Origin of the sequence: Sphingomonas sp. PAMC 26617 (genome assembly GCF_000242835.1) — a bacterium.
Taxonomy (GTDB): domain Bacteria; phylum Pseudomonadota; class Alphaproteobacteria; order Sphingomonadales; family Sphingomonadaceae; genus Sphingomonas.
This window is the reverse complement of the sequence record NZ_JH594425.1, coordinates 3,382,189-3,393,023: the sequence shown is the minus strand read 5'-3', so window position 1 is coordinate 3,393,023 and position 10,835 is coordinate 3,382,189. Positions and strand designations below refer to the sequence as shown.

Annotated in this window: 11 protein-coding genes; 1 reads left to right on the top strand and 10 read right to left on the bottom strand. The window is 65.1% G+C overall.

Going from position 1 to position 10,835, the window contains the following annotated elements:
* Positions 1-113: 113 nt before the first annotated feature.
* From RH91_RS14900 to RH91_RS14855, 10 genes are all read right to left on the bottom strand, one after another.
* Positions 114-1,247 (bottom strand): M50 family metallopeptidase, encoded by a 1,134-nt coding sequence (locus RH91_RS14900; protein ID WP_010163697.1) that lies wholly within the window; start codon positions 1,245-1,247, stop codon positions 114-116.
* Entirely contained in the window at positions 1,244-2,425 is a 1,182-nt protein-coding gene (locus RH91_RS14895) for a 1-deoxy-D-xylulose-5-phosphate reductoisomerase (protein ID WP_010163695.1), read from the bottom strand. Before RH91_RS14895 ends, RH91_RS14900 begins: the two co-directional genes overlap by 4 nt.
* A complete protein-coding gene (locus tag RH91_RS14890) occupies positions 2,422-3,198 on the bottom strand; it encodes a phosphatidate cytidylyltransferase (RefSeq protein WP_010163693.1) in 777 nt (258 codons plus the stop codon). Before RH91_RS14890 ends, RH91_RS14895 begins: the two co-directional genes overlap by 4 nt.
* A 20-nt stretch (positions 3,199-3,218) precedes the next feature.
* Positions 3,219-3,947 carry an isoprenyl transferase gene (locus tag RH91_RS14885; RefSeq protein WP_010163692.1) on the bottom strand — a complete coding sequence of 243 codons (729 nt, stop codon included), beginning with the start codon at positions 3,945-3,947 and terminating at the stop codon, positions 3,219-3,221.
* A gap of 38 nt (positions 3,948-3,985) precedes the next feature.
* The gene (gene frr, locus RH91_RS14880; RefSeq protein ID WP_010163691.1) at positions 3,986-4,543 is read right to left on the bottom strand and encodes a ribosome recycling factor; all 558 of its coding nucleotides are present in this window, start codon (positions 4,541-4,543) and stop codon (positions 3,986-3,988) included.
* 2 nt (positions 4,544-4,545) lie between these two features.
* Positions 4,546-5,274 carry a UMP kinase gene (pyrH, locus tag RH91_RS14875; protein ID WP_029623908.1) on the bottom strand — a complete coding sequence of 243 codons (729 nt, stop codon included), beginning with the start codon at positions 5,272-5,274 and terminating at the stop codon, positions 4,546-4,548.
* A 332-nt stretch (positions 5,275-5,606) separates the two neighbouring features.
* The gene (gene tsf / locus RH91_RS14870) at positions 5,607-6,542 is read right to left on the bottom strand and encodes a translation elongation factor Ts (RefSeq protein ID WP_010163689.1); all 936 of its coding nucleotides are present in this window, start codon (positions 6,540-6,542) and stop codon (positions 5,607-5,609) included.
* Between the two features lie 85 nt (positions 6,543-6,627).
* Positions 6,628-7,476 carry a 30S ribosomal protein S2 gene (rpsB, locus tag RH91_RS14865; RefSeq protein ID WP_010216841.1) on the bottom strand — a complete coding sequence of 283 codons (849 nt, stop codon included), beginning with the start codon at positions 7,474-7,476 and terminating at the stop codon, positions 6,628-6,630.
* 419 nt (positions 7,477-7,895) lie between these two features.
* Complete coding sequence (locus tag RH91_RS14860; RefSeq protein ID WP_029623906.1) at positions 7,896-8,717, bottom strand: CDP-alcohol phosphatidyltransferase family protein; 822 nt, start codon at positions 8,715-8,717, stop codon at positions 7,896-7,898.
* 19 nt (positions 8,718-8,736) lie between these two features.
* Positions 8,737-9,468 carry a phosphatidylserine decarboxylase gene (locus tag RH91_RS14855; protein ID WP_010163685.1) on the bottom strand — a complete coding sequence of 244 codons (732 nt, stop codon included), beginning with the start codon at positions 9,466-9,468 and terminating at the stop codon, positions 8,737-8,739.
* A gap of 138 nt (positions 9,469-9,606) precedes the next feature.
* On the opposite strand from RH91_RS14855, the gene RH91_RS14850 reads away from it, so the two are divergent.
* Positions 9,607-10,827 (top strand): NADP-dependent isocitrate dehydrogenase, encoded by a 1,221-nt coding sequence (locus RH91_RS14850; RefSeq protein ID WP_010163683.1) that lies wholly within the window; start codon positions 9,607-9,609, stop codon positions 10,825-10,827.
* The last annotated feature ends 8 nt before the right edge of the window (positions 10,828-10,835 follow it).

Sequence of the window (10,835 nt, the reverse complement as noted above, 5' to 3'; positions counted from 1 at the left end):
CGGCGGTGGCCCGTGCCCTGAACGGAGAAACCTTGATCGCTGTCACATCCCACCCCAAATCGGAGAAAATACCCGCGTGGCCAAAAACGCTGGCCCGCCCTGCCTTACCTGCGTCAACCGATCAACCCGCCGAGGGTCTTCCAGAGGCCGAATGCGCCGAGGTCGTTGAACGTTACCATCACCATCAAGGCAAGAATCGCTGCCAATCCTCCGCGGAACGCCCATTCCTGCACGGTCGGCGCGACCGGCCGACGCTGCACGGCCTCGATCGCGTAGAAGAAAAGATGCCCGCCATCCAGCATCGGAATTGGCAAAAGGTTGATGAATCCCAGATTAATCGACACCCCGGCGATAAAGAAGATCAGCACCGGCCAGCCGAGCGAGAGCTGCTCCCCCGACACCTTGGCGATCCGCAGCGGCCCGCCGAGTTCGTCGACCGAGCGACGCCCGGAGATGATCTGCCCCAACCCCTCGACCGTGGTCCGCAGGATTTCCCCGGTCACGTCGATGCCGACGAGCGGCGCTTCGAGCAGGCCGACGGGGTGCGCGACGGGTGTCGTCGGTCCGATCCCGAGCAGCCCCTTCTTGAATTCGTTGCCGAACCGGTCCCGCTCGGTTGCAACGCCAAGAACGGTCTGGCGGCTCTGCGGAACGCCGTTGTGAACGTAATCGACCCGCACCGGCTCGCCCGGGCGGAGAACCGCATATTGGAAGACGTCCTTAAACGTCGCGATCGCGCGCCCGTTGAGCGCGGTGATCCGGTCGCCGGTCTGCAGCCCGGCCTTCGCCGCCGCGCTGCCCGGGCTGACGACCCCGACCAGCGATGGCGTCCGGTCGACGCCGTAGGTCATTGCGAAGCCCGCGAGGATCAGGATAGCGATGACGAAATTGGTGACCGGACCCGCCGCGACGACGATCGCGCGTTGCCATACCGGGCGCGCCTGCAAGGTCCGCGCGCGTTCGGCAGCGGGGAGCTCGAGCCAGGCGGGATCGGGAACGCTGGCGGCATTCATGTCGCCGGCAAATTTGACATAGCCGCCAAGCGGCAAGGCGCTGAACTTCCAGCGCGTGCCGAGCCGGTCGGTCCAGCCGAACAGCTCCTTGCCGAAGCCGATCGAGAAAGCGTCGATCTTCACGCCGAACAGCCGTCCGGCAAGATAATGTCCCATCTCGTGCAGGAACACGAGTGGACCGATCACCAGCGCGAACGCGAGGATCGTCAGCAGAAATCCGGGCGATTGGCTCAAACGACGTTATCCTTCATCAACGCCCCGTTGCGATGCCCCACCTGCCGGCGCGCTATGCTGCGCGCTTCGGCGTCGACCGCGAGAACGTCGCCCAACGTTCCCGGTGCGGCCGGATGATAGACCGACAGCGTATCGTCCACGATTGCGGCAATTTCGAGGAAGCCGATTTCGCGGTTGAGGAAAGCGGCGACCGCAATCTCGTTGGCGGCGTTGAGAATTGCAGGCCGCGCTCCCCCGGCGTCGAGCGCCTCGCGCGTCAGGCGCAGCGCGGGGAACCGCTCGGGATCGGGCGCCTCGAAATCGAGCTGTCCGATCGCCACCAGGTCGAGCGGGGCCATCGGCGTCGCCATCCGGTCGGGCCACGCGAGACAATGCGCGATCGGGGTGCGCATGTCGGGCGGCCCCATCTGCGCGAGCACGGAGCCATCGACGTAATCGACCAGCGAGTGGATTACCGATTGCGGGTGAATCACGATCTCGATCGACTCATGCGGCACCGGGAACAGCCGAGCGGCCTCGATCAGTTCGAGGCCCTTGTTGAACAGCGTTGCCGAATCGACCGAGATCTTCGCGCCCATCGACCAGTTGGGATGCGCGACCGCCTGCTCCGGGGTGACGCCGCGCATCGCCTCGGTCGACCAGGTCCGGAATGGACCGCCGCTGCACGTCAGGATGATCCGGCGCACGCGTTCGGGCCGTGCCGCGTCGAAACACTGAAAGATCGCATTGTGTTCGGAGTCCGCGGGCAACAGCGTCGCACCGTGCTTAGCCGCCGCCGCCAGAACCACGTCCCCTGCCGAGACGAGCGGCTCCTTGTTGGCAAGGATTACCGTCTTGCCCCCGGTGATCGCGGCCATCACGGGTTCCAGCCCGATGCACCCGACGATCGCCCCCATGGTGATGTCCGCGCCAAGCGTCGCCGCCTCGATCACCGCCGCGCGTCCGCCCGCGCAGACCGTGTCGGTTCCAGCCAGCGCCTGTCGGAGGTCGGGAAGGCACGCTTCGTCCGCCACGACGGCAAGCCGTGCGCGCGTGCGGATCGCAGCGGCGGCGAGCCGCGCGACGTCGCAATTGGCGGTCAGCGCGAGGACTTCGAACCGGTCGGGCTCGCGCTCCACCAGGTCTAGCGTCGAGGTGCCGATCGACCCCGTCGCCCCCAAGATCGTGATCGTCTTCACCACCAATAGACTTTCGGTAACAGGATGAGAAACGCGGCCACCGGCGCGACCGGGACGAGCCCGTCGAGCCGGTCGAGCACGCCGCCGTGCCCGGGCAGCAGGGTGCCGCTGTCCTTGACTCCGGCGCGCCGCTTGAGCCAGCTTTCGTACAGATCGCCGCCTTGCGCCAGTACCGCGAGAAACGGCGTCGCCAGCGTCAGCCGCAGCGGCAAGCCATATCGCAGGTGCAGGAACGCGCCGAACAACCCGGCCGCAAGGACGCCACCGCCGAGGCCCGCCCAGGTCTTGTTCGGGCTGATCGGGGGAGCGAGCTTCGGTCCGCCGATGAAGCGCCCGGCGGCATACGCGCCGATGTCGCATGCCCAGACGAGCGCTAGCGTCCAGATCGTGAGCACGATGCCGTTTGCCTGGCTGCGGATGAGCAGCAAGGCGAGGATCGGCAGACCGACATAGACGATACCGGTGGCAAGTCCCTGCCGCCGCGTCACAATTACGATGAAAAATGCCGCGCCGGCGATCAGCCCAAGAGCGAAGAAGCCCGGTCCCGCCCCGAGATGCGGTGCCATGATCGCGAGCGGGACCGACACCGCATATTGCGCGAGCCGCTTGGTGCTGGGCGGAGCGGCGTGCAGATCCGCCCATTCCCCCATCATGAACAGGCCGAGCACGACGCACAGCAGCCAGAAGGCGATATCGCCGAACAGGACACTGGTGAGCGCCACCCCGATCAACGCTACGCCGACCACCGACCGCAGCGCGAGGTTGGACGACATTCGCTGCGACAGACCCCGCTTCACAGGCCCCCGAACCGCCGCTGTCGCTGCCCGAACGCGGCAATGGCGCGCGTGAGCGTGTCCCCGTCGAACTCGGGCCACAGCGTGTCGACGAACAGCAACTCGGCATAGGCCGCCTGCCACAGCAGGAAATTGGAGAGGCGAACTTCGCCCGAGGTCCGGATGAGAAGATCGAGCGGCGGAAGGTCGCGCGTCTCGAGCTCCTGTTCGAACATCGCCTCGTCGATCGTCGCGGGATCGAGCACGCCGTCACGCGCGCTTTCGGCGAGCCGTCGCGCGACCGAGGCGATTTCGGCCTGCGCCCCGTAATTGAGCGCGATCGCGAGGATCGGCCCGGTATTGGACGCGGTGCGACCGACCGCGTCGTCGATCAGCTGCACGAGATCGGCACTGAACCGACGATAATCGCCGATGATCCGCAACCGGACATTCTCGCGCACCATCTCGTCGAGGTCGCTACGGATGAACAGCCGCAGCAATCCCATGAGGTCGCTGACCTCTTCTTCCGGACGACGCCAGTTCTCGCTCGAAAAGGCGTAAAGCGTCAGCGCCTCGATTCCGAGCACGCGCGCGGCGCGCGAAACCCTGCGGACTGCCTCGACGCCCTGACGATGACCGGCAAGCCGCGGCAAGTGCCGCTTCTTCGCCCAACGACCGTTGCCGTCCATGATGATCGCGACGTGACGCGGGAGGACGGCAACGCCGGAATCCGGCGCCCCCGATTCCAATGTCGTCGCCCGATCGGCAGCCGGGGCGGCAAACGGCCTCACTTCCCCAGGATTTCCTTTTCCTTGGCGGTCGCGGCTGCGTCGATCTCGCCGATCGTCTTGTCCGTCAGCTTCTGCACTTCGGTTTCGAGCTTCTTGCGCTCGTCCTCGCTGTACACGCCCTTCTTCTCGTCGGTCTTGAGGCTGTCCATGCCATCCCGACGGACGTTCCGTGCGGCGATCCGCGCATCCTCGGCGTACTTGCCGGCAAGCTTGGCGAGTTCCTTGCGGCGCTCCTCGGTCAGATCCGGAATCGGCAGGCGCAGCGTGGTGCCATCGACGATCGGGTTAAGCCCGAGCCCGGCCGAGCGGATCGCCTTGTCGCACGGACCGACGTTCATCTTGTCCCACACCTGGACCGAGATCATCCGCGGTTCGGGCACCGAGACGGTCGCGACCTGGTTGAGAGGCATCTGCGCGCCATAGACCTCGACCGTCACCGGATCGAGCAGCGACGTCGAGGCCCGCCCCGTGCGGAGGCCACTGAGGTCGCCCTTCAACGATTCGATGCTGCCGGCCATGCGCCGCTCGAGATCGGCCTTGTCATAGGCTGCCATGATTATGCTCCTGTCTCTGCCTGGACGATCGTGGAAACGCCTTCACCCCGCAGCACCGCGGCAAGATTGCCGGGCTCGCGGATGTTAAAGACGACGATCGGGATATTGTTGTCTCGGCACAAGGCGATCGCGCTCGCGTCCATGACCTTGAGGTCCTTGGCGAGCACGGTGCCATAACTGATCGTGTCGTAGCGCTTGGCGGTCGGGACGAGCTTCGGGTCGGCATCATAGACGCCGTCGACCGAAGTGCCCTTGAACAGCGCATCGCACTTCATTTCGGCGGCGCGCAGCGCGGCACCGCTGTCAGTGGTGAAATAGGGGCTGCCGACGCCCGCCGCGAAAATAACGACGCGGCCTTTTTCGAGATGGCGCTCGGCGCGGCGACGGATGAACGGTTCGCACACGCTCGCCATCGGGATCGCGGACTGGACGCGCGTATCGACGCCGATCTGCTCGAGCGCATTCTGCACCGCGAGCGCGTTCATCACGGTCGCGAGCATGCCCATGTAATCGGCAGTCGCGCGCTCGAACCCCTTGGCGGCTGCGGCGAGGCCGCGGAAGATGTTGCCGCCGCCGACGACGACGCAGACTTCGAACCCCTTGGAACGCGCATCCGCAATCTCGCCCGCAACCCGAGCGGTTACCGATGGATCGATCGCGAGGCCTTCGGGCCCCATCAGGACCTCGCCCGACAGTTTCAACAGGATACGTTTGAAATTTGGGTTTGGCACGACAATCCGAACGGCAAGAAGACGGGGCGCGCGGACCTTATCGGGGGCGCGAAGCGATTGGAAGCGCGGAAACTGTACAGGTGCGTCGATCGTCCGGTGCGGACCGGAAACCGTCGCGAGATTGCGGCGGGTCGTCGTCGGCACCAGCCGACGGGCGGGTACGTCCCATCAACGCCCCCTCCCGTTCGTTTCGAGCGAAGTCGAGAAACCTGGCACAGCGCGGGGTTTCTCGACTTCGCTCGAAACGAACGGATGGGTATGGGCCCATGGTACCCATACCAACGTCCAACACCCGGCAGCCGTCTCAGGCCACCGGGTGTCGAGCGATACGCTTAGGCGGTCTGCTGGGGAACGCCCGATGCCGCAGCGACTTCCGCCGCGAAATCGGTCGCTTCCTTCTCGATGCCTTCGCCGAGCTGGAAGCGGACATAGTCCTTGAGCGCGATCGACTTGCCCGCTGCCTTGGCGGCATTGGCAACGACGTCCGAGATCTTGGTCTTGCCGTCCATCACGAACAGCTGGCTGACGAGCGCGTTTTCCTTGCGGTACTTGGCAATCGCGCCGTCGACCATCTTGGCGATGATGTCGGCGGGCTTGCCGCTCTCGGCAGCCTTTTCGGTCGCGATCGCACGCTCGCGCGCGACGATCTCGGGGTCGAGGCCGTCTTCGTTGAGCGCGAGCGGGAAAGCGGCCGCGATGTGCATCGCGATCTGCCTGCCGAGCGGCTCGAGCACGTCTGCACCGGCATCGCTCTCGAGCGCGACGAGCACGCCGATCTTGCCGAGGCCCTGGGCCGCCTGGTTATGGATGTACGGAATGACCGCACCCTGGGTCACTTCCAGACGCTTTGCGCGACGGATGTTCTGGTTCTCGCCGATCGTCGCGATGTTGTTGGTGAGTGTTTCCTCGACGGTCTTCTCGCCGAGCGACGCTGCCTTGATGACGTCGATGTCGTCCCCGAGCCGGAGCGCGACCGCGGTCACGTCACGGACGAAGGTCTGGAACTGCTCGTTCTTCGCGACGAAATCGGTCTCGGAGTTGACTTCGACCGCTGCACCGATCGTGCCGTCGACTTCGACGCCGATCAGGCCCTCGGCCGCGGTGCGGCTGGACTTCTTGGCGGCAGCCGCGAGGCCCTTGGCGCGCAGCCAATCCATCGCAACGGTCATGTCGCCGGCAGCTTCGGTCAGCGCCTTCTTGCAATCCATCATGCCCGCGCCGCTCTTCTCGCGCAGGTCCTTCACCGCAGCGGCAGTAATGTCGGCCATGTCACTTATCCTCTTGTGTGTCAGATGCGGTTTTGGACGGGGCAGAGCGATGCCCTACCCCGTCCCTATGTCAGTTCTGCGACGCTTATGCGTCGATCTGGCGCTCGGCCTCTGCGACCATTTCGGCCTGCAGCGCTACGTCGCTGGCTGCGGTCGGCTCGGCGCCGGCTTCAGCAGGCGCGGTCTCGAGCAGCGCTTCCTCGGCGGGCGGTGCTTCCATCGAACCGATGTCCTGGCGGCGCGCAAGCTGCTCGTTGCCACCGCGGGTCGCGGCGATCGCGATCGCTTCGCAATACAGGCGGATCGCCCGGCTTGCGTCGTCGTTCGCGGGAACCGGGAAGGCGATGCCGTCCGGCGAGACGTTCGAATCGAGGATCGCGACGACCGGAATACCCAGCGTGTTGGCTTCCTTGATCGCCAGCTCTTCCTTGTTCGCGTCGATCACGAACATCACGTCCGGAATGCCACCCATGTCGCGGATGCCGCCGAGCGACAGCTCGAGCTTGTCCTTCTCGCGGGTCAGCTGGAGCACTTCCTTCTTGGTCAGGCCGACGGTGTCGCCCGACAGCTGCTCTTCGAGCGTCTTCATGCGCTTGATCGAGTTGGAAATGGTCTTCCAGTTGGTGAGCATGCCGCCCAGCCAGCGATGGTTGACGAAGTGCTGGCCCGAACGGCGCGCTGCGTCCGCGACCGGCTCCTGCGCCTGGCGCTTGGTGCCAACGAACAGAACCTTGCCGCCTGCCGCGGTCGACGCCGAGACGAACTCGAGCGCGCGGGCGAAGAGCGGAACGGTCTGCGAGAGATCGAGGATATGGACGCCGTTACGGTCGCCGAAAATGTAAGGCTTCATCTTCGGGTTCCAGCGATGCGTCTGGTGGCCGAAGTGTGCGCCCGTCTCGAGCAACTGCTGCATGGAAACGACAGGTGCCGCCATAGATAATTCCTTTCCGGTTGATCCTCTGGGAAGCGAGTAATCGATTCGGGGTCAAACCCCTGCACGACACCGGTGATGTGTGCTTCCCATGCGGTGTGAAGGCGCGCCCTTTACGCAATCCGGGACACAAAGGCAAGACAGCGAAACCGCTTGACGAGCGGAACGAACATGGAACATAACATGTTCACGTACAGAACAGGGAACGTTGCCCACGCCTGTGGGTTAGCCCTGCAACCTTTCGCGTCGAGACAGAGGAATTCAGGCGATGATGATGGTGACGGGCTTTCTGGTCTTCGCAAGCGCATTCGCTGCCAGCGCGACCGTATTCTGGCAAACGCTGGCTCCGGCAATGCCGCGGATCGTCTCTCTGCTTCGCGATGGCGTCGAGCCTGTAACCGGCGCACGCCCGATGCTTACCGTCAGCGAAGCTCGGGTTCGGGCTCGGGCGCGGCTGGTGCCGGTGACCGCAGTGCCCCGCCAGGCGTTGCGCGCAGCCGCTTGACTTTGCCATAGGCCGCTATGCTGAACGGTAGCGTGCCTAGGTAGGCGATGCACAGGAACGTCAGCGTATGCCAGGGCGCGGAAATCAGGGCCGCGCCCAGCAGGACGACGACCGCGATCGCCTCGAACCGGATATGCGTCCGCAGCCGCAGCGATGACCAGCTGAACGTCGCGACGCTCGAGATCATCAGCACTGCCATCGCCGCGACCCACGGCGCGACGAGCAGGGGCGACCGCCAGAACTCCAGCCCCGTCCAGAACCACAGGTAGAGCGGCAACATCGCCAGCCCTGCCCCGACCGGAGACGGCGCACCCGTCAGGAAGCCTGCGGATTTGTGGGGCTGTTCGACAACGTCGATCGCCGCATTGAATCGGGCGAGCCGGAGCGCACAGAACACCGCGAACACCAGCGCGCAAAGCCAGCCGAGCCGCGGAAGATCCTTGAGCGACCAGAGATACAGGATCAGCGCTGGGGACACGCCGAACGAAATCGCGTCGGAGAGGGAGTCGAGCTCCGCTCCAAACCGGCTTTCGCCGCGCACCATCCGGGCGATCCGTCCATCGATCCCGTCGAGCACGCTTGCGATCATCACCATCAGGACGGCGGTTTCCCACTGACCAGCGATCGCGAAGCGGATGCCGGTCAACCCGGAACACAAGGCGAGCGCAGTCACCGCATTGGGCGCGACTGCCCGTAACGGAAGACCACGCGTCGTGGCGCGGCGCTCGGGGCGCCTCATGCCCGCGTTTCCGAACCGATCACTGCGCGATCCCGGTAGCAACGGCCCCGCCGACACGACCAAGGACCGTCTCCCCGGCCACGCTGCGCTGCCCGAGCACCACTTGGCACGCGCAGTCGTCGGGCAGGTAGACGTCAACGCGGCTGCCGAACCGGATTAGCCCGATCCGCTGCCCCGCGGCGACCATGTCGCCCGGCTTGACGAACGGCACGATCCGGCGCGCGAGCAGGCCGGCGATCTGCGTGAAGCCGATCCGACGCCCGTCGCGGCCCTCGACCACGAGATGCTGCCGCTCATTGTCCTCGCTCGCCTTGTCGAGCTCGGCATTCACGAACTTGCCCGAGATATAGACGACCTGCTTGATCGTCCCCGCAATCGGCGTGCGGTTGATGTGGACGTCGAACACCGACATGAACACCGAAACGCGGATCAACGGTGCCTCGCCCAGTCCGTTCGGCCCGGCGAGCTCACGCGGCACCGGCACGCGCTCGATCCGCGAGACGAGCCCGTCGGCGGGGGACACGATCAATCCGTCGCCCGATGGCGTGACGCGGACCGGATCGCGGAAGAACAGCGCGACCCACAAGGTCAGCCCGAGCAGCGGCCACGCGACGAACCAGCCGAGCCAAATCAGCGCGACGAGCGAGACGGCACCCGCGATGATGACGTATTTGCGCCCCTCTGGGTGAAGATCGGGAACACGCCATTTGGCGGTTTCGGGCGAAGGCGGCGCATAAGGCGGTGGTATCATGGGCCAACCCTAACCGACCGGCCGGTTTGCCACAATCGTCAATGCCCTACCCCCCGCCCCGCCGCGCGAAGCGCCGGGTTGATCGATTACGCGCATGCTCCTAGACGCTACCCCAAAACCCCCACAGGAAAGTGCGTGATGGCGAAGATCAAGGTAAAGACGCCCGTTGTCGAGATCGACGGCGATGAGATGACCCGGATCATCTGGCAGTGGATCCGCGAGCGGCTGATCCTCCCCTATCTCGATATCGATCTGGAATATTACGACCTCGGCATGATGAGCCGCGACGGCACCGACGACAAGATCACCGTCGACAGCGCCAAGGCGATCCAGAAGTACGGCGTCGGCGTGAAGTGCGCGACGATCACCCCGGACGAGCAACGCGTTACCGAATTCGGCCTGAAGAAGATGTGGAAGTCGCCCAACGGCACGATCCGCAACATCCTCGGCGGCACGATCTTCCGCGAGCCGATCGTGATCAAGAACGTCCCCCGCCTGATCCCGGGCTGGACCCACCCGATCGTCGTCGGCCGCCATGCATTCGGCGATCAGTATAAGGCGACCGATTTCCGCGTCCCCGGCCCAGGCAAGCTGCGCCTCGTGTTCGATGGCGAGGACGGCACGGTCATCGACCAGGAAGTGTTCCAGTTCCCGACCTCGGGCGTCGCGCTCGCGATGTACAACCTCGACGATTCGATCCGCGATTTCGCGCGCGCCTCGATGCACTATGGCCTGAACCTCAAGTGGCCGGTGTACCTGTCGACCAAGAACACGATCCTGAAGGCCTATGACGGCCGCTTCAAGGACCTCTTCGCCGAGGTTTTCGAGAGCGAATTCAAGGACAAGTTCAAGGAAGCGGGCATCGTCTACGAGCATCGCCTGATCGACGACATGGTCGCCTCGGCGCTCAAGTGGCACGGGGAGTTCGTCTGGGCATGCAAGAACTATGACGGCGACGTCCAGTCGGACCAGGTCGCGCAGGGCTTCGGCTCGCTCGGGCTGATGACCTCGGTGCTGCTGACGCCGGACGGCAAGACGGTCGAGGCGGAAGCCGCACACGGCACCGTCACGCGCCACTTCCGCCAGCACGAGCAGGGCAAGGCAACGTCGACCAACCCGATCGCGTCGATCTTCGCCTGGACCGGTGGCCTCAAGTATCGCGGCAAGTTCGACGGTACGCCTGAGGTAACGCAGTTCGCGGAGACGCTCGAGCGCGTTTGCGTCAAGACGGTTGAGGACGGTCACATGACCAAGGATCTCGCGCTGCTGATCGGCCCGGATCAGCCGTGGATGACGACCGAGCAGTTCTTCGAGCAGGTCCGCCTCAACCTCGAACAGGCGATGGGCGCTTCCGCCTGATGCCCCGG